This window comes from Sphingomonas lacunae (genome assembly GCF_012979535.1).
Taxonomy (GTDB): domain Bacteria; phylum Pseudomonadota; class Alphaproteobacteria; order Sphingomonadales; family Sphingomonadaceae; genus Sphingopyxis; species Sphingopyxis lacunae.
The window spans coordinates 1,974,000-1,993,248 of record NZ_CP053015.1; the positions used below are offsets into that span (position 1 = coordinate 1,974,000).

A 19,249-nucleotide genomic window follows, 5' to 3' on the forward strand; every position below is an offset into this window, starting at 1 on the left:
AAACCTAGCGGGTTGAGGATGATCCGCCAATGAACGGCCGTCGATCAACCGCGTTCCTGCCGGTCGAGCACCTGATAGGCCATGACAGCGGCGGCGACGGCGGCATTGAGGCTGTCGGCCTTGCCGTGCATGGGCATTTTGACCCGGACGTCGCAGGCCGCTTCATAATCGTCGGGCAGGCCGCGGGCCTCATTGCCGATCAGGATGAAGGTTGGCGCAGGATAGGCGGGTTCGCGATAATCGACAGTGCCGGGCGCGAGACTGGTGCCGACCAGCGTGCCGGGGCCTGAGCGCAGCCAGCTGATAAAGTCAGGCCAGCGGGCGGTGCTGATCTGTTGGGTGAACAGGGCGCCCATGCTCGCGCGCACGGTTTCGACCGAAAAGGGATCGACGCAATCATCGATAAGGATGAGGCCGCCGGCGCCCACAGCATCGCCGGTGCGCAACATGGTGCCGAGGTTGCCCGGATCGCGCATTGCCTGCACCACCAGCCAGATCGGCGCGGCGTGGCGATCAAGGTCGGCGAGCGGGGTCAGCCTGTCGGGGTAAAGGCCGATCAGCGTCTGGGGATTGTCCTTGCCGGACAGTTTGGAGAGTATGTCTTCGCTGGTGGCGACCACTTCACCGCCAGCCGCCAGAGTGGCGGTGATCAACTCTTCGGCGAGCGGATGGCCCGGTCGGTCTTCGGCATAAAAAAGCTGTTGCGGCAAGCTACCGGCCTCGCGGGCCTCGGTCAGGATGCGCAAACCTTCGGCAAGGAACAGCCCCTCGGACTTCCGGTGCTTTTTCTCACGCAGGCTGCGGGCTCGCTTGATGACCGGATTTGCGGCGCTCTGGATGAGGCGGTGACCGCGCGCATTGCGCTCCATGCCGGTCAATCTTCGCCGAAGCTGTCTTTGACCAGGCCGACCAGCTTGAGCAGGGCCAGGTCAGCGCCGTCACCACTGGTGTGGATAGTGATGTCATCGCCCTTGGCGGCACCCAGCATCATCAGACCCATGATCGACAGGCCATTGACCCTGTTGCCTTCCTTTTCGACCTCGACCTTTACTCCCGGTGGCAAGGCGGCAACGAAATTGACGAACTTCGCGCTGGCGCGGGCGTGGAGCCCGCGCTGGTTGGTAATGGTGACGGTTTCGCTCAAACCGCTCACAGTGATGAACCCAGCAATTCGGATGCGACGGAGATATATTTCTGCCCCGCTTCACGGGCGGCCTTCACCGCCTCACGCACACCCATCGAACGGCGCGCCGATTCAAGACGGATCAACATGGGCAGATTGATCCCTGCGATCACTTCCACCTTGCCGGGTTCCATCAGCGAGATGGCGAGATTGGATGGCGTGCCGCCAAACAGATCGGTCAGCAATATGGTGCCGTTGGTCCCGGCAACCTTGGCAATGGCGGCGGAAATTTCGACGCGCCGCGCCTCCATATCGTCATTTGGGCCAATGCAGACGGTCTCGATCGCCCGCTGGGGGCCGACGACATGCTCCATCGCAACGCGGAATTCCTCCGCGAGGCGACCGTGCGTGACAAGGACCAGACCGATCAGGGGTGGAGGCGAAACGGGCATTGGAAAGCTGCCTTAGGGCGAAGGAGGCCGTCCCTCAAGGCTCTCCTGCGTGAGAGATGAGAGATTGCGGTGGATGATGTTGGGCTTGTAGCCCAGACCGCGCAGAAAAGCGCCGATCCGTTCGGCGACATGCACCGAGCGATGACGCCCGCCGGTGCAGCCAATGGCAATGGTGACATAACTTTTCCCTTCCGCCTGATAGCGGGGGATCAGCGTTTCAAGCAGTTTTTCGATCTGGCCTACTGCCCCTTCATAGGCAGGGTCCGCCTTGACATAGTCGGCCACAGGCTGATCGAGGCCGGTGCCGGAACGCAGCGTGTCCACCCAGTGCGGGTTGCGCAGGAAGCGCATGTCGAACACCAGATCGGCGTTGCGCGGCAGGCCGCGAGCAAAACCGAAGCTCATGACATTGATGGTTGGCCCCGACCGGTCGGCAAGGGCAAATCGCCGCCGCATTTCCTGTTGAAGATCGTTACTGGAATAGGCGGTGGTGTCTATCAGATGATCGGCCCAACGGCGCAGGCCGTCGAGCATCTCCCGTTCTCTGGCAATGCCGTCGGCAGCCGGACGATCCTCTGCCAGGGGATGGCGGCGGCGGGTTTCCGAATAGCGCCTGTCCAGTTCCGTGCCCGCGCAATCAAGGAAAAGGGTCGAAATGTCGTGCTGATCCGAATCGCGGAGGCGCTTGATCGATCGTACAATACGGTCGGCACTGAACCCGCGTGTGCGGCTGTCGATGCCGACGGCAAGCGGTCGTTCGGTGATGTCGGTGCTGTCGCCAATCGGTGTTGCCAGCAATGGGCCAAGCAGTCGGATCGGCATATTGTCAACCACTTCCCAGCCCAAGTCCTCCAGCGCGCGCAGCGCGGTCGACTTGCCAGCACCGGAAAGGCCGGTCACCAGCATGATTTGCTGACGGTGTATGGGGGGCGACGACCCGGTCATGCTCCCTATCTAGTGGCCCCATCGCTCCAGCGCCAGATGCAGCTTTCGCACACTGGTCAGATCAAAGGCAGGCAGGCTGATCAGGGGGACTTTGCGGTCGGGCAGGGCTGACCAGGCGCCGAGGCGGGCAAAGCCGCTGTCGATTCCTCTCGATTCTTTGAGGTCAACAACCAAACAGAGCGGGCATGCCGTATCGGCCAACTGGTCAGCTGCCAGTCGGATGACGCCTATGTCGCGTACCATCATGCGGCCATTGCCCCCAGAGAGGGCGGTCATCAGGCAACGGCCCCGCTGTGGCGCGTCACAGGGCAGGATGCGGACCGCATCATCGGCGATGAGCCTTGCCCCGGCATCAACCAGTCGCAAGCCAAGGTCGGATTTGCCGCAGCCTGACGGTCCGATGAGCAGCACGCCGCGGCCGTCGAGGGACACGGCTGTACCATGGATAACGACCGGGGTCGGTCGGCTGGCCGAAGTGGCGCTGTTCATGGCTGGGCCGGCAGCTCTGGCGCGGCAGGCAGGCGGATTTCGAAACAGGCACCGGCAGCGGCATCAGGACGGTCAAGCGCCATGATCTCGCCATCATGCGCCTCGATGATGGTGCGGGCGATGGCGAGACCCAGGCCGCTGTGCTTGCCGAAATCCTCTGACAGGGGGCGCACCGAGTGAAACCGCCGGAAAATGACCTCGCGCTGATCGGGCAGCACCCCCGGCCCGTCATCTTCGATACGGATGATGACCACAGTATCGGCGCAGGTGGCACCTATACGGACAACGCCGCCAGGTGGAGAAAAGGAGTGGGCATTATCGAGGAGATTCTCGATCACGCGGGCAAGCCGGGATGGTTCGCCCATGATCATGGCGGTGCCGACCCTTGGACGTGCAAAGGCGATACCCGGATCACCGGCTTTCGCCCGGGCACGCCGGGCGGCGATGATCGGTTCGATCAACGCGCCGACATCAATGCGCTCGAATTGGCTGCGGGACAGTTCGGCATCGACCCGCGACGCTTCGGAAATGTCGCTGATCAGACGGTCGAGCCGCCTGACATCATCATGGGCGATGGCAAATAGCTGGGCTCTCAGATCAGGCTGTTCGACCCGTTCAAGTCCCTCGATAGCGGATCGTAGTGACGCCAACGGATTTTTGAGTTCGTGCGTGACATCCGCGGCAAAATGTTCGCCCGCGTCGATGCGGGCCCGTAAGGCGAGGGTCATGTCCGAAAGAGCACGGGCGAGGGTGCCAATCTCGTCCCGCCGCGACGGAAGTCGGGGCACGACGACATCGCGGGCTCGGCCAAGGCGCACCCGGGTTGCGGCGTCGGCCAGTCGCTTGAGCGGCAAGACTATGGTGCGCGCCAGAAACAGGGACAACAGCACCGAAAGGATGGTCACGGCCGCAAGGATAAAGCCCAATTGCAGTCGTTCGGCCCGGACGGTTCGCGTAATGTCGCGCGCGTTGGTCAGCAACAATAGCGACCGACCATTGGCGTCGCTGATCGCGGTGCTGATCATCGGTGTCCGGTCAGGGGCAAAGCGATAGCGTTTCATCACCGTGCCAGGCGCGCCGATCGCTGCGCGCAATTCCGGCCATGCTCTGGCGGTGTCCAGTTCCGGTTCCACATATTCGGCCGGCGTTGGCGCACGCACTACCCAGTCGAGGAAGCGGTCCATTGCCCTGGCTATCTGTCGGTTGATCGGCTGGGTGTCCGGGTCACGCAGGCGATAGGCAGGCGGACCGATCCGGAAGCTGTCGATCACCAGATCGCCATCGGCATCATAGACGCGGATGCGCGCGGCAGCGATCCTGCTGAACTCGCGGATCATCGCCGGGTGACCTTGCGCCGGTGTTGTGCGAAGCGCGCTGTTCAGCAACTGCGCTTCCAGGGTCAGCCTTTCCTGTCGTTCGTCGATGAGGCGTGAGCGGTAGCTGTCCAGATAGAGGAATCCTCCGACCAGAAGCGCGATGACGAAGATGTTGACCGCCAGGATGCGCCAGGCGAGCGGTACCTTGCCGCTCCACCTCAGCCGTCGCGGCTCTTCATTCCTCGCCAAAGCGGTATCCGGCCCCGTAGAGGGTTTCGATGGCATCAAAGTCCGGGTCGACCACCCGGAACTTGCGCCGGATGCGCTTGATGTGGCTGTCGATGGTGCGGTCATCGACATAGACATCATCCTGATAGGCAACGTCCATCAGCTGGTTGCGGCTCTTGACCACGCCGGGTCGTTGCGAGAGCGCCTCCAGGATCAGAAATTCGGTCACCGTCAGCGACACCGTCTTGCCGTCCCACAACACACGGTGACGGGCCGGGTCTATGGTTAGCCGGCCGCGGACGATAGGCTCCGCAATGTCTGGTTCGTCTGGGCTGACCGATGAACGGACCAGCTCTGTCCGGCGCAAGATGGCGCGAATGCGGGCGATCAGCAGCCTCTGGGAAAAAGGCTTGGCGATATAGTCGTCGGCCCCCATGGCGAGGCCCAGCGCTTCGTCCAGTTCATCATCCTTGCTCGTCAGGAAAATTACCGGCACTTGGCTTTTTTCCCGTAACCGGCGTAGCAGTTCGAGGCCATCCATGCGCGGCATCTTTATGTCGAAAATGGCAAGGTCGGGGGGATTGTCCGACAGGGCCTTGAGCGCGCTTTCCCCATCGCCATAGACCCGAGTCGCAAAGCCTTCGGATTGCAGTGCAATCGAAACCGAGGTGAGGATGTTCCGATCATCATCGACCAGCGCGATGGTGGCGCTCATCTGTTTGCACCGGTTTGGGGCAATCGCGATGCAAAGCTTTTCCTATGGTGGCGGCAACGTGTCATGAAAGCCGGATAGCCTATCGCAAAGGGCAGGAGCAAGCCGCCTTAGGTAAAGCTAAAAGGCGCGACCTCTTCAAAGTGGGCCATTCGGTCACCACTTAACAACCTGTTACCGGCATTGAAGATTGCTTTTGACGTAAGGGCAATGGACCACTAACGGGACGGCAAGTTCAATTCGCATACGAATGCGACGAAGGCCGGACCACTGAGCAAGGAGTAGGATGATGGCGTTGGTGATTGGTGGACAGAGTTTGGCAATCAAAGCTGAACTGTTCGAGAATCTGACCGCCGCACCTCTGGTTGAACATGCGCTGCGTAACGGCGAAGGTGTTCTGGCCAAGGACGGGCCGTTGGTTGTGGCCACTGGCAAGCACACCGGCCGCAGCGCCAAGGACAAGTTCATCGTCCGTGACGCCGAAACCGAAAACAGCATCTGGTGGGGCGACACCAACAAGGGCATGACGCCGGAGCATTTCGCCGCGCTCAAGGCCGATTTCTTTGCCGCGCTGGGCGACAAGGACAAGCTCTACGTCCAGCACTTGTTTGGCGGGTCTCAGCCCGAACATCGCGTTGCGGTGCAGGTCGTCACCGAATTTGCCTGGCACAGCCAGTTCATCCGCACGCTCTTGTGCCGTCCGACGGCTGCTGAACTGGCGGCGTTCCAGACCGAATATACGATCATCGATTTGCCGAGTTTCCGGGCCAATCCGGCTCGCCATGGCAGCCGCAGCGAAACGGTCATTGCCGTCAACTTCTCGGAAAAGCTGATTCTGATCGGTGGCACCCAATATGCGGGCGAAATGAAAAAGTCGGTGTTCGGCCTGCTCAACTATATGTTGCCGACCAAGGGCATCATGCCGATGCACTGTTCGGCCAATATCGGCCCGAATGGCGACACGGCTGTGTTCTTTGGATTGTCGGGTACCGGCAAGACGACCTTGTCTGCGGATGCGTCGCGCACGCTGATCGGTGACGACGAGCACGGCTGGTCGGATACCGCGGTCTTCAACTTCGAAGGCGGCTGCTACGCCAAGATGATCAATCTGTCGCCCGAGGCAGAGCCCGAAATCTTTGCCACGACCAAGCGTTTTGGTACTGTGCTCGAAAATGTCGTGATCGATCCGGTAACCCGTGAACTTGACTTCAACGACAACAGTCTGGCTGAAAACAGCCGTGGTTCCTACCCGATCGATTTTATCCCCAATGCGTCGAAGGATAATCTGGGCCCGGTACCGCAGAATATCATCTTCCTGACGGCTGACGCTTATGGCGTGTTGCCGCCGATCGCGCAGTTGACCCCGGATCAGGCCATGTATCACTTCCTTTCGGGCTATACCGCGCGCGTTGCGGGCACCGAAATCGGGGTGACCGAACCGTCGGCAACCTTCTCCACCTGCTTTGGCGCGCCGTTCATGCCGCGCCATCCCAGCGTCTATGGTAATCTCCTCAAGGAACGGATTGCCAAGGGCGGGGTGAAGTGCTGGCTGGTCAACACCGGTTGGACCGGCGGCTCCTACGGGGTTGGCAGCCGCATGCCGATCAAGGCGACCCGCGCCCTGCTCAACGCCGCGCTCGATGGCAGCTTGGCCAATGTCGAGTACCGGACCGATCCCAACTTCGGTTTCAAGGTTCCGGTGTCGGTGACCGGGGTGGACAGTGCCATCCTCGATCCGCGCGGCACCTGGCCGGACAAGGACGCCTATGACGCAACGGCCAAGAAACTGGTGCAGCAGTTCATCGATAATTTTGCGCAGTTCACTGACCATGTCGATGAAGGTGTGCGCCAGGCAGCACCCCGCGCCGCCTGAATATGCGCCTCGCCCGCGCGGCGACGGTTGCTGATGTGATGGACCTGCACGCGCTGGTCGAATCTGCTTATCGTGGCGATTCGGCCCGGCGCGGCTGGACCCATGAAGCCGATTTGCTTGATGGTCAGCGCACCGACCCGGACATGTTGCTCGCCAGTATCGCTGATCCGCGTCAGACAATTCTCCTTGCAGAGGAGGACGGGGAACTGGTCGGCTGCGTCCTGATCGAAGGCCGCGATGATCATGGCTATGTCGGCATGGTGACAGTTGACCCGTCCCGGCAGGCCGCAGGTCTGGGGCGCTGGCTGTTGGAGCAGGCAGAAACCCTAGTCAGCCGCTCGTTTGGATTTGACCGGGCACGCATGACCGTGATCGCCCAGCGCACAGAGTTGATCGCCTGGTATGGCCGGCGTGGTTATGAAGACACCGGGGAGCGATCCGACTTTCCCTATGGAGATGCCCGTTTCGGCAAGCCCAGGCAGGATGACCTGGTTTTTGTCATCCTCGAAAAGTCATTGCCGTCAGAGGCCTAAGTCGCCGTTGCAAGCGGTTGGTCGTCTGGCGTTGACGTCGTGACGTCACACCGCTTGCGCAACAGTGAACTGCGTCCCATGTTGACCAAGGCTGCTCCCGACAATGGGGCCGGGCGCCGGATAAATGAAAAGGGACCAACCATGGGTATGCTTGACGGGATCTTGGGCCAGATCGGTGGTGATCAGCTGAACGAACTGGGTGCCAAGCTGGGCCTTTCGCCTGAGCAGTTGCAGGCTGCGACCGCCGCCTTGGGCAAGGCGCATGCCGAACCTGGCGATACGGTCGAAAGCGCGTCTGCGGTAACCGGTCTGTCAGCCGACACGTTGACGCAATTGATGCAAGGCATCGGCGGCGAAGGTACGCTGGCCAATATCAGCAACATGCTCGACCGCGATGGTGATGGTAATCCGATCAACGACATTGCCGGTTTTGCCAGCAAGCTTTTCGGCAAATAATCTCTAGGGAGCCTTTCCCTGCCTGGCCGGTCTCGGCCGGGCAGGGGACTGGCTCACTCCGCTATGTGCCGGTCGATAACCCGTCCGAGCACAGTGAGCGGCACATTGCCGCTGGTCACCACGGCATCGTTGAAGGTCCGCCAGTCATAGCGGCTGCCCATCGCCGCCCGCGCACGGTCACGCAGGCGATTGATCTCGCTATGCCCGACTTTGTAGCCGCAGGCTTGGCCCGGCCATGAACAATAGCGGTCAACCTCTCCCTGCACTTCATCGATGCTGGAGCCATTGGTGCTGGCGAACCAGTGGATTGCCTGTTCGCGGGTCCAGCGTTTGGCGTGAAGACCTGTATCGACAACCAGCCGGCAGGCACGGAAAGCCAATGATTGCAGATAGCCCAATCGTTCCACGGGGTTCGCCTCATAGACGCCAAGCTCGTCGGCAATCTGTTCGGCATAAAGGGCCCAGCCTTCGGAATAGGCGTTGAAGGCAAGGATAGAGCGGACAAGCGGCAGGCGAAAACTATATTCCCCCTGCCAGGCATGGCCAGGAATCGCCTCATGATAGGCGAGGTCCGGGAGCGAATAGGTGGTCCAGATGCCGGTGGTGCGCAGGTTGATCCACAGCCGGCCAGGTAAGCTGCCATCAATTGTGCCGGGACCACCATAGGCGCCTGGCGCTCCGGGTTCCTCGGCCAGCGGAAGCCGCCTTACCTCCACTCGTCCGGGGACCAGAACGGTGAACGCCTGTGGCATGCGAGCCCGCATGTCGTTGATACGGTCCTGCAATATGCTGATGATGCGGGCACGGCCCTCGTCATTGTCCGGGAAGGTAAAGCGCGGGTCGCGGCCCAATGCTGTCATCCGTTCACCTACCGACCCTTGTGTATAGCCGAGAGGGCGCAGGATGGCATCCATCTGCCGTTGCAGGTCGGCAAGCTGATCCAGCCCCATTTGGTGGACGTCATCGGGTGTCATCGTTGTGGTCGTCGCGGCGACCAGCGTCCATGCATAATAGTCGTCGCCTTGCGGGAACTTCCAAACACCGGCGCGATTGTCGGCGCGGGCCCGGTGGCGTTCGAGTTCGGAGATCTGCCGTTGGAGCGCAGGGGCGACGCGTGAGGCGGCGATCCGTTCGGCGCGGCGGGCAAAATCTCCCGGCATGGCGGCTGCGCGTCTGGCGATGCTTGTCACCACATCCCAGTCAGCCGGGTTGCCGCTGGCAGCGAGGCGGATTTGGCGAAGGCATTTGTCGAGCAGAAAGTCGGGCGCGATAACCCCCGTTCCTTCAGCGATGCGTAGCCGTTCGGTTTCACCATCAAGCTGGGCGGCGTAACCATCAAGCCGCGCCAGATAGGCTTCGGCATCTGCTGTGTTTTCGACTGTGTGGTTGCTGTCGAGCAGGCGCGGGGTATCGAGGAAGGCGCCGACATTCTGGGCGACCGCATAGGGCGTATTGCGCCATCCGCCCACCGCAACATCGCCGAATGGGAAAGCGAGGCCGCCAAGGCCGATTTCGAAGCTTGTCTTGACGACATCGACGTCAATGCGGGTGGCGGGGCTAAGCGCCTCCATGTCGATGCTCGCCAGTTCGCCCAACGATTGACGCAACATGGCAGCGGTGCCTGCAACGCCGGCTGGCGAGCGGTCTTGCAAACGCGCCTTGAGCCCGGCCCGCGTATCCTTGTCGAGGCCAAGACCAGTAGCGGTTTCCGGTACATCCGCCAGCAACCGCTCGGCAATGGCGGAAAGACGGTCCTGTGCCGCCCTATCGGCTGGTAAGGGCGGCGGGTTAGCCCCTCGGGCTACGGGCGTTCCGGTTGCCGCTGGCATGCAGCCGGAAAGCCCAGCCAAGGCCAGGGTTGATCCTGACGTAAGCATCAGGTCTCGACGGGAAAAACGCATGTCTGACTCCGCGGCAAAGACGAAGGCGACGCTACCCCCGTCTCTCAGCTTGTTGCGGGATGCAACGCTTCGATCAAGAGGGTCTGGCCACGGGCCCCAGTAATTTTGGCGCGGGTTCCCGCCGGCATATCCGGACCATGCGCCAACCATTCACTATCGCCGACCCGGACCCGGCCTTCACCATCGACAATTGCCGTCACCGTCACGGCGGTTTCCCCTACCAACCGGGCGAGCCGGTCGTTGAGCAGCGGGTCGTCGCTGGGGATGACATTGCTGCCTGTCCAGCGACGCCCGAAAAACACGCACACCAAGGCGAGGACAGCGAACAGGGCCAGTTGCAGCGCCACGCCAATCGGCAACAGAAAGGCGGCGAGTCCGGTCAGCAGCGCGGCAATGCCCAGCCACATTAGAAAGACGCCCGGAACAACCATTTCCGCTGCACAGAGTGCAACGCCCACGGTCAGCCACAAGATATGTGGTGCGAGAGATTCAGGCATGGTGCGTTTCTCCCTTACTGGTCGCTGCGGCGCTGTGGCGTCGTGGGCGGTGTGCCGCCATTCAGCGCTTCCTTGGCCAGTTCGCCTATGCCGCCAAGTGTGCCGATCAACTGTGTGGCCTCGACCGGGAACAGGATAGTCTTGGCATTGGGTGAGGTGGCAAAGCCGCTGATGGCCTCAACATATTTCTGCGCCACGAAATAGTTGATAGCCTGTGACCCTGAGCTGGCGATGGCTTCCGAGACCATCTGGGTTGCCTTGGCTTCGGCTTCAGCTTCGCGCTCGCGCGCTTCGGCGTCCCGAAACGCAGCTTCGCGGCGCCCTTCAGCCTGGAGGATCTGGCCCTGCTTTTCCCCTTCGGCGCGCAGGATCTCGGCGGCGCGCATCCCTTCTGCTTCCAGAATGACGGCGCGCTTTTCACGCTCAGCCTTCATTTGGCGGGCCATTGCGTTGCTGATGTCTGCGGGCGGGCGGATGTCCTTGATTTCGACGCGGGTAATCTTGACGCCCCATGGCCCGGTGGCATGGTCGACCACACTCAACAGGCGTGCGTTGATTTCGTCGCGTTTGGACAAGGTTTCATCGAGGTCCATTGACCCCATGACCGTGCGCAGATTGGTTGTGGTTAGCTGCATGATGGCGAGGTAGACGTCGCTCACCTCATAAGCGGCCTTAGCTGCATCCAGCACCTGGAAGAACACAACCGCGTCAACGCCGACCATCGCATTGTCGCGGGTGATGATTTCCTGTCCGGGAATGTCGAGCACCTGTTCCATCATATTGACCTTGCGGCCAACACGTTCGAACACCGGGACAATCACGGTCAGGCCGGGTTGCGCCGTCTTTGTGTAGCGGCCAAAGCGTTCAATCGTGTAGTTAAAGCCCTGCCGGACCATCTTCACGCTGGAAAAGATGAAGATGATGGCAAAGAAAACGAGAAACAAGGCAACATAGTCCACGACAGCTCTCCATCAGCTGGCCCCCAATATGTGTGGATAGTAGGAAGTTCCCGCCCTGTCTCCAAGCGCAATCGGACGAAGAGAATGACGATTTTCCAGACGCTGAATCCCGCCCCTGTGTCGCTGCTTTACGTACCTGGTCACAAGGGGCGGGCACTGTCGAAGGCAAAGCAATTGCCGGCAGACATGCTGATCATCGATCTTGAGGATGCGGTTCCAGCTGAATTGAAGGCTGATGGACGGCTAGGCGCTGCTGGGGCGATTCGTGAGGGGTTTTCAGGCAAATATGTCGCCTTGCGTATCAACGGCCCGGACAGCCCGTATCATGCCGAGGATCTGTCGCTGGTGCAGCAGGTCCGCCCCGACATCATTGTTTTGCCCAAGGTCGATCATCCAGCCGTGCTTGACGGATTGGCAACGCCCGCGGACGTGCCGCTTTTTGCGATGATCGAAAGTCCCACCGGCATTTTCAACGCCCAGGCTATCGCCGCACACAGCAGGGTTGCCGGGCTGATTGCAGGGCTCAATGATCTTGCCCATGACCTTCGCCTGCCCGACTATCGCGACCGTTCCGCCATGGCGCTGTCAATCCAGATGATCGTGCTGGCCGCCCGTGCGGCTGGCATTCTGGCCTATGACGGCGTCTATAATGCGATCGACGATGCGTCGGGCTTTGCGATGGAGGCAGATGAGGGACACCGTCTCGGCTTTGACGGCAAGACTCTGATCCATCCTTCCCAGGTTGATCCCTGCAACCAAGCCTTTGCGCCCAGTGCTGTTGCGCTGGACGATGCCCGGGCCATTGTCGCCGCCTTTACCGGCGGTGCAGAGCGGTTCGAAGGCCGGATGATCGAGGACATGCATGTGGATTCCGCTCGGCAGCTTCTGGCACGCGAAGCATTGCGCGATGAGCGGAGGCGCGGCATAGCGCAGCAATGAAGATCCCCCGCCTGACGTCCACCCTTCTGGCCCCCTTGATGATCCCCCTCTGGTTGACTCCTGCAGCCGCCCAGCCTCGGGCGCCAGCAGCAGAGGCAAGGCACGCCGACAGCCCGGTGACCGAGGCGCAGTTACGACGTCATATGGCCTATCTTGCCGATGATGCGTTGCAAGGCCGCTTTCCCGGCACCAGCGGCGAGACACTGACAGCCCATTATATCGCCATTCAACTGGCTGCAGCCGGCTTTGTTGGAGGCATGCCCGATGGCAGCTGGTATCAGCCGGTGCCTTTGGTCACTTTGTCGACAAACAGTTTTTTTGCCAGGTTCAATCGACCTGACGGTTCTGTTGTCGCTGTGCCTGAAATCACCCTGCGCGGCTCACGCGGACCCGCCAGTGTTGACAATGCGCCGGTCATCTATGTCGGCCATGGTGTGGATGCTAACGGACGCGTTGTCGCTGATGTGCGGGGCAAGGTCGCACTGCTGCTGGTCGTTGATCGGCCGGGTGAGGGAGCGCTCAACCTCACGGCGCGCCGCGATGCACTGATTGCCGCTGGCGCCCGCGCAACCTTGATGATCGCTCCATCAACAATGAGCTTCGGGCAGGTTCAACGGTCTTTTGCCGGTCGCAGGATGCAGTTGGAATCCCGGGTCAGCCGTGCGGAAATTGATGGCATGCTGTCGGCAGCATCCGGTGATGCGCTGCTGGCCAGTGGTGGGACCAACGCCGAATCCTTGCGCAATGATGCTGCCAATGCCTATTTCGTCGGACTGGACCTGCCGGTCACCGCGTCCTTGTCGGCCCAGACAGATCGACAGGATTTCAACAGTTACAATGTGATAGCGCGGCTTCCCGGTCGGCGCCCAGACAGTGGCACAGTCGTCCTGATGGGGCATTGGGACCATCTGGGCGTCTGCCGTCCCGAAGGTGAAGCCGATCGGATATGCAATGGCGCTGTGGATAATGCCAGCGGCATTGCTGTCCTGCTCGAAGTGGGGGCGCGGCTTGGCGCTGGCGCGCGTGCCGGCGCAGGGCTGGACCGCGACACGATGGTCGTTGCCACAACCGCCGAGGAACAGGGGCTGCTTGGCGCCTTTCATTTTGCCGCCTCACCACCCGTCCCGCTGGACCGCATCAGTGTGGCACTCAACGTTGATACCGTAGCCATCGCTGGCCGCAATGCCCCCATGGCGGTGATCGGCAGGGTAGACAATCCGGTCTATGCAGCGGCCTTCGAAGAGGTTGGCCGTTCACTCGGACGGGGGATCGACAGCGATATAGAGGGTGAGGCGTTTGTTCGGCGCCAGGACGGATGGGCACTGACCCAGGCGGGTGTGCCTTCGCTGATGGCTGGTGGTAGCTTTTCCGACATGGCCAAGCTCGAAGACTATCTCGGCGGCGACTACCATGGCCCGGCTGATCAGATGAAGGATTCAATCCCGCTTGGGGGCGCGGCGGATGACGCGGACCTGCACCTTGCGCTGACCCGCCATTTCGGTTCTCTGGAAAGCTGGCCGCTTTTGCGCGGCACAGACAACTGATCGGCTTTAGCCGGGCACTGGCAATTGGCCGCTCTGTTGGTTACATGGGCCGCCACCCAGACGACTCACATGCGAGGGACCGGAGCCTGCGAAGGCATTTCCGGGCCCGTTTATGAAAGTGGCACCCATGGATATCCGCCTCGGCCTTACTTTTGATGACGTGCTGTTGCAGCCCGGAGCATCAGACATTCTGCCGAGCATGGCCGACACATCAACTCAGTTGACCAAGGATATCCGGCTGGCCATTCCCATCCTGTCGTCGGCTATGGATACGGTTACCGAGGCCGAAATGGCGATCGTCATGGCCCAGTTGGGCGGCATCGGTGTCCTGCACCGCAATCTTTCGGAAGAGGAGCAGGCAGCGGCTGTCCGGCAAGTGAAGCGTTTTGAATCGGGGATGGTTGTGAATCCCATCACCATCGGCCCGGACGCGTCTCTTGCGGAAGCGCAGGCGCTGATGGCGACGCATCGCATTTCCGGCATCCCTGTGGTCGAGGCGTCAGGCCGGCTTTGCGGCATCCTGACCCACCGCGATGTCCGCTTTGCCGACAACCCTGGCCAGCCCGTGCGGGAACTGATGACGCGGGAAAACCTGGCGACGGTAAGCCCGGGCGTCAGCCAGGCGGAGGCGAAGAAGTTGCTTCACCAGCGCCGCATCGAAAAGCTGCTTGTGGTCGATGACGAATATCACTGCATCGGCCTGATCACCGTCAAGGACATGGACAAGGCCGTGACCTATCCGAACGCCACCAAGGATGCGAGCGGCCGGTTGCGGGTCGCGGCAGCCACCACCGTTGGGGAAAAGGGGCTGGCGCGGGCGGAGGCGTTGCTCGATGCCGAATGCGACTGTCTGGTGATCGACACCGCGCATGGCCATTCGCGGATGGTGGCGGAAGCAGTGACCGCGGTGCGCAAACTGTCAAACACCGTCCAGATTGTCGCCGGTAATGTCGCCACTGCCGAGGCGACCCGCGCGCTAATCGACGCCGGGGCTGACTGTGTGAAGGTGGGCATCGGGCCGGGATCGATCTGCACCACTCGCATTGTGGCGGGTGTGGGCGTGCCGCAACTGACGGCCGTCATTGACAGTGCGAACGAGGCCGCCAAGTCTGGCATTCCGGTGATTGCCGACGGAGGGCTGCGCACGTCGGGAGACATTGCCAAGGCGCTTGCCGCTGGTGCGACCACCGTCATGGTTGGTTCGCTTTTGGCCGGCACGGAAGAAGCACCGGGCGAAACCTTCCTCTATCAGGGGCGCCGCTTCAAAAGCTATCGCGGCATGGGCAGTGTCGGTGCGATGGCGCGCGGTTCGGCTGATCGGTATTTCCAGCAGGATATCAAGGATCAGCTGAAATTGGTGCCGGAGGGTATTGAAGGGCAGGTGGCTTACAAGGGCAGCGCGCGTGAAGTGATCCATCAGCTTGTAGGCGGCGTGAAGGCAGCGATGGGCTATACCGGCGCCGCCACGCTGGAGGAATTGCGGGCCAAGGCCCGTTTTGTTCAGATCACCAATGCCGGCCTGTCGGAAAGCCATGTGCATGACGTGACCATCACGCGGGAGGCTCCCAATTATCCGACGCGCTGAGCCCGCTGGCAGGGCCCGGTTGCAGGGAGTGACGGCATGAACCCCGCAGCCCGTGTGCAGACGGCGATCGAACTGCTCGACGCCATCATCATTGCCGCCCGTGACGGTGGGGCAGCGGCGGACACGGTTGCCACCCGCTTCTTCAAGGAACGCCGCTATGCCGGTTCGGGAGACCGGCGTGCGATCCGCGAACTGGTGTGGCGTGCGATCCGCCGGTTTGGCAAAATTCCTATCAATGGCCGCAGTGCCTTGGTTGCGCTTGCCGACAAGGATGCTGATCTTGCAGCCCTTTTTACCGGTGAGGGGAGGGCGCCCGGGGTCATCAGCGCCGATGAACCACGCGCCACCGGGAGCGATATGCCTAAGTGGCTGGTCCCGCACCTTGACCCGTTGATCACCGAAAGGGAGGCGCAGGCGTTACTCGAACGGGCGCCTTTAGACGTGCGGATCAATGCCCTTCGTGCCGCGCAACTGGAAGATGACGGTTTGCCTATGCCAACTGGCGGGGAGCCTTTGCCTGCCCCGCTGTTAGGCCTGCGTTTTGCTTCCGATACCAATCTGCTCGATCATCCCGCTATGCAGCTTGGGGCCGTGGAGGTGCAGGACGCCGGCAGCCAATGGATCGCCCATGCATGTCAGGCCCGGGCAGGGATGACGGTCGTTGATTTATGCGCCGGGGCAGGCGGAAAGACTCTGGCATTGGCGGCAGCGATGGCTGGACCTGACGGCGACGTCGATGGCTTGCTGGTTGCCTGTGATACGGATCGGCGCCGCTTGCAGCAATTGCCAGTACGTGCCGAAAGAGCAGGTGTCGAGCGGATAGACGCCCGACTGCTTGACCCGCGACGCGAACTGGAGGCTCTCGACGATCTGACCCAGGTCGCCGATGTCGTGCTGGTCGATGCACCCTGTTCCGGGTCTGGCACGTGGCGACGCAATCCCGACGGACGCTGGCGGCTGACCCCCCAACGCCTTGCCGTCCTTGTTACCGAACAGGCGCGGCTGCTTGATTTGGCAGCCAAATTGGTGGCGCCCGGCGGCGCGCTGGTCTATGCTGTCTGTGCGATCACGCGGGAAGAGGGCGAAGCGCAGGTGGCATCTTTTTTGGCGCGCCACGCGGGTTGGACCGCCGAACCGGTGTGGAATGATCCTGCTGGTGCGGCGTCGCCCGGTCGTCCATCAGGAGCCGGTCGCTTGCTGACCCCGGCCCATGACGCGACCGACGGTTTTTTCATCGCACGGATCAAGGCAGTTTGAGATGCCCCGTCAACGTCTGACGACTTGGGAGACGATCATGCGCTTTACGCCCGCGGCCATGGCCGCCGCTGTCATCATCAGCACTATGTCAACCTCCTCGATCGGGGCGCCGCCACAACAGGTGGCCATTTCCGCCCTCTCGCTCGACATGCAGCGAGAAGCCGAGCGACTGCAAGCCGAGGGCAAGCTGGACGAAGCGACCGGTTATTTCGAAACCGCCCTGTTGGCGGATCCACGCAACATCAACGCCTATATCGGCCTCGCGCAAATTGCCCAGGTCCAGTCGCTTCCCGGCAAGGCGATACGCCTCTATCGAGAGGCGCTGGAGCTCGAACCGGACAATCGGGTTGCTTTGGCCGGACAAGGTATCGCCCTTGTTGAACGCGGTGCTATCGAACGGGCTCGGCTCAATCTGGCCCGCTTGCAGGCAATGTGCGGCGCCACCCGATGCGACGAGGTGACGCGGTTGAGCGCGGCTCTGGCGAATGCTGGCCCACGGACAGCCATGCGCGCCGAAGAGCGTGCGCCACAATCTGATGGTGCATCCACGCCGCCTGCCGAGCGCAATTGATCGGATCAGGCGGGGCAGGCCTCTCAGCCGTTGCTGTCAATGTTGCGTGCCAGCGCGACAAATTCCTCGACTGACAATGTTTCGGCACGCCGCGTCGGGTCAATGCCACAGGCTTCCATCGCCACGTCCGCTCCCGCTACGCCTTTCAAGGACTGACGCAGCATTTTGCGCCGCTGGCCAAAGGCTGCTGCGGTAATGCGTGAGAGGGTTGCCGGTCGGACACCGTCGGGCATGGCGCCCGGCGTAATGTGAACAATGGCCGACATCACCTTCGGCGGTGGAGTGAAGGCTGACCGGTGCACTTTCATGGCTATCCGCGCGCTGCTGCGCCACTGCGCCAGCACGGCAAGGCGACCATAGGCGCTGCTTCCCGGCTTGGCGACGATACGCTCAGCGACCTCCAACTGAAACATCAGCGTCAGTGATTGCCAATCCGGTGGCCAGCTGTCTGCCTCCAGCCAACCGACCAACAGCGCCGTCCCGACATTGTAGGGCAGGTTGGCAACGACATGGTGCGTCCCGCCAGTTGCCCCGGCTGCGTCAACCTTCATCGCATCATCGGCAATGATGGTCAGTCCACCCGGAAAAGCGTCCGCCAGTTCCGCCAGTGCCGGCAGGCAGCGGTCATCGCGTTCGACCGCCGTGACCAGCGCCCCTGTCCGCAGCAAGGCGCGGGTCAGGCCACCCGGTCCGGGGCCGACCTCATAGACCCGCTGGCCCTCAAGCTGTCCCGGAATAGCGGCGATGCGGTCCAGCAATTGTTCGTCGAACAGGAAATTCTGGCCGAGCGCCTTGCTGGCCGAAAGACCATGGGTGGCAATGACCGCCCGCAAGGGCGGCAGGTCCCTGATCGGTTGGCGGCTCAACAGCTGCTGGTGGCGCGAGTGCGCGCAATCTGCTCGGCCATCTTTATCGCGGCGATCATGGGACCGGCGCTGGCCTTGCCTTGGCCGGCGATGTTGAAGGCTGTGCCATGATCGGGGGATGTCCGCACAATGGGCAGGCCAAGGGTCAGATTGACGCCTTCGTCAAAATACAGCGCCTTGAGGGGAATGAGGGCCTGGTCATGGTAACAGCATAGCGCTGCGTCATAGGTTTCACGGGCGGCCGGGGTAAACAAGGCATCGGGGGAATGCGGGCCGCTTATGTCAAACCCCTCCTCCCGCAATCGCTCGACGGCCGGGATCAGAATCTCGATCTCCTCGCTGCCAATCGCGCCATTCTCTCCTGCATGCGGGTTGAAACCTGCAAGTGCCAGCCGCGGCTGTTCAATGCCAAAGCTGCGCGCCATTCCGCGAGCCGTGGCCTGTGCACGGGCAACAACCAGATCGATGGTCAGCAAGCCGGGGACTTCGCGCAGAGGGACGTGGACGGTGATGGGAACGACCCTGAGTCCTGGCCCGGCAAGCATCATGACCGCATTGGTCCGGGAAACGCCGCATCGGTCGGCAATGAATTCGGTCTGGCCGGCGTGAGTGAAGCCAACCTTGTACAGCTGGTCCTTGCACACAGGGGCAGTGATCAGCCCTTCTGCCTGCCCACTGCGAGCGACACCGATGCCCAGTTCGAGCGAATGCAACGCGCAATGCGCTCCTTCGAGTGTCGGGACGCCGGGCGTAACGCCGCCACAGTCCTCCAGATGCCAGACAGGCAGCGCCTCGGCAAACACGGGCACTGCGGCCTCTGCGCTGTCCACTTGAACAACAGGTCCGTCCCAGACGCGGCGAATTGATTCAATGTCGCCGACTGCCACAAATGGAGGTAGCTCGGCAGACGCCCTTGCCTGCCAGGCGCCCGCTGTGATTTCCGGACCCACGCCTGCAGGATCGCCCAGCGAAACAACAAAAGGCTGCACAATCATCGCTCCCC

Annotated in this window: 20 protein-coding genes; 8 read left to right on the forward strand and 12 right to left on the reverse strand. The window is 61.8% G+C overall.

Annotated features, from left to right (window positions below):
* Window positions 1–44: 44 nt before the first annotated feature.
* Genes GV829_RS09465 through GV829_RS09495 form a run of 7 tightly spaced genes read right to left on the reverse strand, consistent with a single transcriptional unit; the run spans window position 45 to window position 5,268 of the window.
* On the reverse strand, window positions 45–869 hold the full coding sequence (locus GV829_RS09465) for a TrmH family RNA methyltransferase (RefSeq protein ID WP_169946119.1): 825 nt from the start codon (window positions 867–869) through the stop codon (window positions 45–47).
* A 5-nt stretch (window positions 870–874) separates the two neighbouring features.
* The gene (locus GV829_RS09470) at window positions 875–1,153 is read right to left on the reverse strand and encodes an HPr family phosphocarrier protein (protein WP_169946121.1); all 279 of its coding nucleotides are present in this window, start codon (window positions 1,151–1,153) and stop codon (window positions 875–877) included.
* Window positions 1,150–1,554 carry a PTS sugar transporter subunit IIA gene (locus tag GV829_RS09475; protein ID WP_169948168.1) on the reverse strand — a complete coding sequence of 135 codons (405 nt, stop codon included), beginning with the start codon at window positions 1,552–1,554 and terminating at the stop codon, window positions 1,150–1,152. The genes GV829_RS09470 and GV829_RS09475 overlap by 4 nt, the downstream gene beginning before the upstream one ends.
* Window positions 1,555–1,587: 33 nt before the next feature.
* On the reverse strand, window positions 1,588–2,520 hold the full coding sequence (gene rapZ / locus GV829_RS09480) for an RNase adapter RapZ (RefSeq protein WP_169946123.1): 933 nt from the start codon (window positions 2,518–2,520) through the stop codon (window positions 1,588–1,590).
* A gap of 9 nt (window positions 2,521–2,529) precedes the next feature.
* Window positions 2,530–3,009, reverse strand: a complete 480-nt coding sequence (locus GV829_RS09485; protein WP_212612119.1) for an HPr kinase/phosphorylase — start codon at window positions 3,007–3,009, stop codon at window positions 2,530–2,532.
* The gene (locus tag GV829_RS09490) at window positions 3,006–4,610 is read right to left on the reverse strand and encodes a stimulus-sensing domain-containing protein (protein ID WP_169946125.1); all 1,605 of its coding nucleotides are present in this window, start codon (window positions 4,608–4,610) and stop codon (window positions 3,006–3,008) included. Before GV829_RS09490 ends, GV829_RS09485 begins: the two co-directional genes overlap by 4 nt.
* The gene (locus GV829_RS09495) at window positions 4,561–5,268 is read right to left on the reverse strand and encodes a response regulator transcription factor (protein WP_169946127.1); all 708 of its coding nucleotides are present in this window, start codon (window positions 5,266–5,268) and stop codon (window positions 4,561–4,563) included. The genes GV829_RS09490 and GV829_RS09495 overlap by 50 nt, the downstream gene beginning before the upstream one ends.
* A gap of 283 nt (window positions 5,269–5,551) precedes the next feature.
* On the opposite strand from GV829_RS09495, the gene GV829_RS09500 reads away from it, so the two are divergent.
* The 3 genes from GV829_RS09500 to GV829_RS09510 are packed head-to-tail and all read left to right on the forward strand — an operon-like array spanning window position 5,552 to window position 8,127.
* Entirely contained in the window at window positions 5,552–7,138 is a 1,587-nt protein-coding gene (locus GV829_RS09500; protein ID WP_169946129.1) for a phosphoenolpyruvate carboxykinase, read from the forward strand.
* Between the two features lie 2 nt (window positions 7,139–7,140).
* Window positions 7,141–7,671, forward strand: a complete 531-nt coding sequence (locus GV829_RS09505) for a GNAT family N-acetyltransferase (RefSeq protein ID WP_169946131.1) — start codon at window positions 7,141–7,143, stop codon at window positions 7,669–7,671.
* Between the two features lie 39 nt (window positions 7,672–7,710).
* A complete protein-coding gene (locus GV829_RS09510) occupies window positions 7,711–8,127 on the forward strand; it encodes a hypothetical protein (RefSeq protein WP_343042813.1) in 417 nt (138 codons plus the stop codon).
* A gap of 53 nt (window positions 8,128–8,180) precedes the next feature.
* Here the strand turns inward: GV829_RS09510 and GV829_RS09515 are convergent, their stop codons facing one another.
* From GV829_RS09515 to GV829_RS09525, 3 genes are read right to left on the reverse strand one after another with little or no spacing between them, the layout of a single operon-like run.
* Complete coding sequence (locus GV829_RS09515) at window positions 8,181–10,028, reverse strand: DUF885 domain-containing protein (protein WP_169946133.1); 1,848 nt, start codon at window positions 10,026–10,028, stop codon at window positions 8,181–8,183.
* A 44-nt stretch (window positions 10,029–10,072) separates the two neighbouring features.
* The gene (locus tag GV829_RS09520) at window positions 10,073–10,525 is read right to left on the reverse strand and encodes an NfeD family protein (protein ID WP_169946135.1); all 453 of its coding nucleotides are present in this window, start codon (window positions 10,523–10,525) and stop codon (window positions 10,073–10,075) included.
* 14 nt (window positions 10,526–10,539) lie between these two features.
* Window positions 10,540–11,421, reverse strand: coding sequence for an SPFH domain-containing protein (locus GV829_RS09525; protein ID WP_425505452.1), 882 nt, complete (start codon window positions 11,419–11,421; stop codon window positions 10,540–10,542).
* A gap of 147 nt (window positions 11,422–11,568) precedes the next feature.
* Here GV829_RS09525 and GV829_RS09530 point away from each other — a divergent pair, with 147 nt between their 5' ends.
* The 5 genes from GV829_RS09530 to GV829_RS09550 all read left to right on the forward strand — a co-directional run bounded on the left by GV829_RS09530 (window position 11,569) and on the right by GV829_RS09550 (window position 17,380).
* Window positions 11,569–12,423, forward strand: coding sequence for an HpcH/HpaI aldolase/citrate lyase family protein (locus GV829_RS09530; RefSeq protein ID WP_169946139.1), 855 nt, complete (start codon window positions 11,569–11,571; stop codon window positions 12,421–12,423).
* Window positions 12,420–13,967 (forward strand): M28 family peptidase, encoded by a 1,548-nt coding sequence (locus GV829_RS09535; RefSeq protein WP_169946141.1) that lies wholly within the window; start codon window positions 12,420–12,422, stop codon window positions 13,965–13,967. Before GV829_RS09530 ends, GV829_RS09535 begins: the two co-directional genes overlap by 4 nt.
* A gap of 127 nt (window positions 13,968–14,094) precedes the next feature.
* On the forward strand, window positions 14,095–15,552 hold the full coding sequence (gene guaB, locus GV829_RS09540) for an IMP dehydrogenase (protein ID WP_169948175.1): 1,458 nt from the start codon (window positions 14,095–14,097) through the stop codon (window positions 15,550–15,552).
* Between the two features lie 36 nt (window positions 15,553–15,588).
* A complete protein-coding gene (locus GV829_RS09545; protein WP_169946143.1) occupies window positions 15,589–16,809 on the forward strand; it encodes an RsmB/NOP family class I SAM-dependent RNA methyltransferase in 1,221 nt (406 codons plus the stop codon).
* Between the two features lies 1 nt (window position 16,810).
* Complete coding sequence (locus tag GV829_RS09550; protein ID WP_169946145.1) at window positions 16,811–17,380, forward strand: hypothetical protein; 570 nt, start codon at window positions 16,811–16,813, stop codon at window positions 17,378–17,380.
* Window positions 17,381–17,403: 23 nt separating this feature from the next.
* Here the strand turns inward: GV829_RS09550 and rsmA are convergent, their stop codons facing one another.
* Complete coding sequence (gene rsmA, locus GV829_RS09555) at window positions 17,404–18,246, reverse strand: 16S rRNA (adenine(1518)-N(6)/adenine(1519)-N(6))-dimethyltransferase RsmA (RefSeq protein ID WP_246202811.1); 843 nt, start codon at window positions 18,244–18,246, stop codon at window positions 17,404–17,406.
* Complete coding sequence (gene pdxA / locus GV829_RS09560) at window positions 18,243–19,241, reverse strand: 4-hydroxythreonine-4-phosphate dehydrogenase PdxA (RefSeq protein ID WP_169946147.1); 999 nt, start codon at window positions 19,239–19,241, stop codon at window positions 18,243–18,245. Before pdxA ends, rsmA begins: the two co-directional genes overlap by 4 nt.
* Between the last annotated feature and the right edge of the window lie 8 nt (window positions 19,242–19,249).

What these genes read in the sequence shown, in the direction of transcription:
- GV829_RS09465 (WP_169946119.1), bottom strand. Translation starts at nt 869, where the DNA reads ATGGAGCGCAATGCGCGCGGTCACCGCCTCATCCAGAGCGCCGCAAAT.
- rapZ (WP_169946123.1), bottom strand. Translation starts at nt 2,520, where the DNA reads ATGACCGGGTCGTCGCCCCCCATACACCGTCAGCAAATCATGCTGGTG.
- GV829_RS09485 (WP_212612119.1), bottom strand. Translation starts at nt 3,009, where the DNA reads ATGAACAGCGCCACTTCGGCCAGCCGACCGACCCCGGTCGTTATCCAT.
- GV829_RS09490 (WP_169946125.1), bottom strand. Translation starts at nt 4,610, where the DNA reads ATGCCATCGAAACCCTCTACGGGGCCGGATACCGCTTTGGCGAGGAAT.
- GV829_RS09495 (WP_169946127.1), bottom strand. Translation starts at nt 5,268, where the DNA reads ATGAGCGCCACCATCGCGCTGGTCGATGATGATCGGAACATCCTCACC.
- GV829_RS09500 (WP_169946129.1), top strand. Translation starts at nt 5,552, where the DNA reads ATGATGGCGTTGGTGATTGGTGGACAGAGTTTGGCAATCAAAGCTGAA.
- GV829_RS09505 (WP_169946131.1), top strand. Translation starts at nt 7,141, where the DNA reads ATGCGCCTCGCCCGCGCGGCGACGGTTGCTGATGTGATGGACCTGCAC.
- GV829_RS09515 (WP_169946133.1), bottom strand. Translation starts at nt 10,028, where the DNA reads ATGCGTTTTTCCCGTCGAGACCTGATGCTTACGTCAGGATCAACCCTG.
- GV829_RS09520 (WP_169946135.1), bottom strand. Translation starts at nt 10,525, where the DNA reads ATGCCTGAATCTCTCGCACCACATATCTTGTGGCTGACCGTGGGCGTT.
- GV829_RS09525 (WP_425505452.1), bottom strand. Translation starts at nt 11,421, where the DNA reads ATGGTCCGGCAGGGCTTTAACTACACGATTGAACGCTTTGGCCGCTAC.
- GV829_RS09530 (WP_169946139.1), top strand. Translation starts at nt 11,569, where the DNA reads ATGACGATTTTCCAGACGCTGAATCCCGCCCCTGTGTCGCTGCTTTAC.
- GV829_RS09535 (WP_169946141.1), top strand. Translation starts at nt 12,420, where the DNA reads ATGAAGATCCCCCGCCTGACGTCCACCCTTCTGGCCCCCTTGATGATC.
- guaB (WP_169948175.1), top strand. Translation starts at nt 14,095, where the DNA reads ATGGATATCCGCCTCGGCCTTACTTTTGATGACGTGCTGTTGCAGCCC.
- GV829_RS09545 (WP_169946143.1), top strand. Translation starts at nt 15,589, where the DNA reads ATGAACCCCGCAGCCCGTGTGCAGACGGCGATCGAACTGCTCGACGCC.
- GV829_RS09550 (WP_169946145.1), top strand. Translation starts at nt 16,811, where the DNA reads ATGCCCCGTCAACGTCTGACGACTTGGGAGACGATCATGCGCTTTACG.
- pdxA (WP_169946147.1), bottom strand. Translation starts at nt 19,241, where the DNA reads ATGATTGTGCAGCCTTTTGTTGTTTCGCTGGGCGATCCTGCAGGCGTG.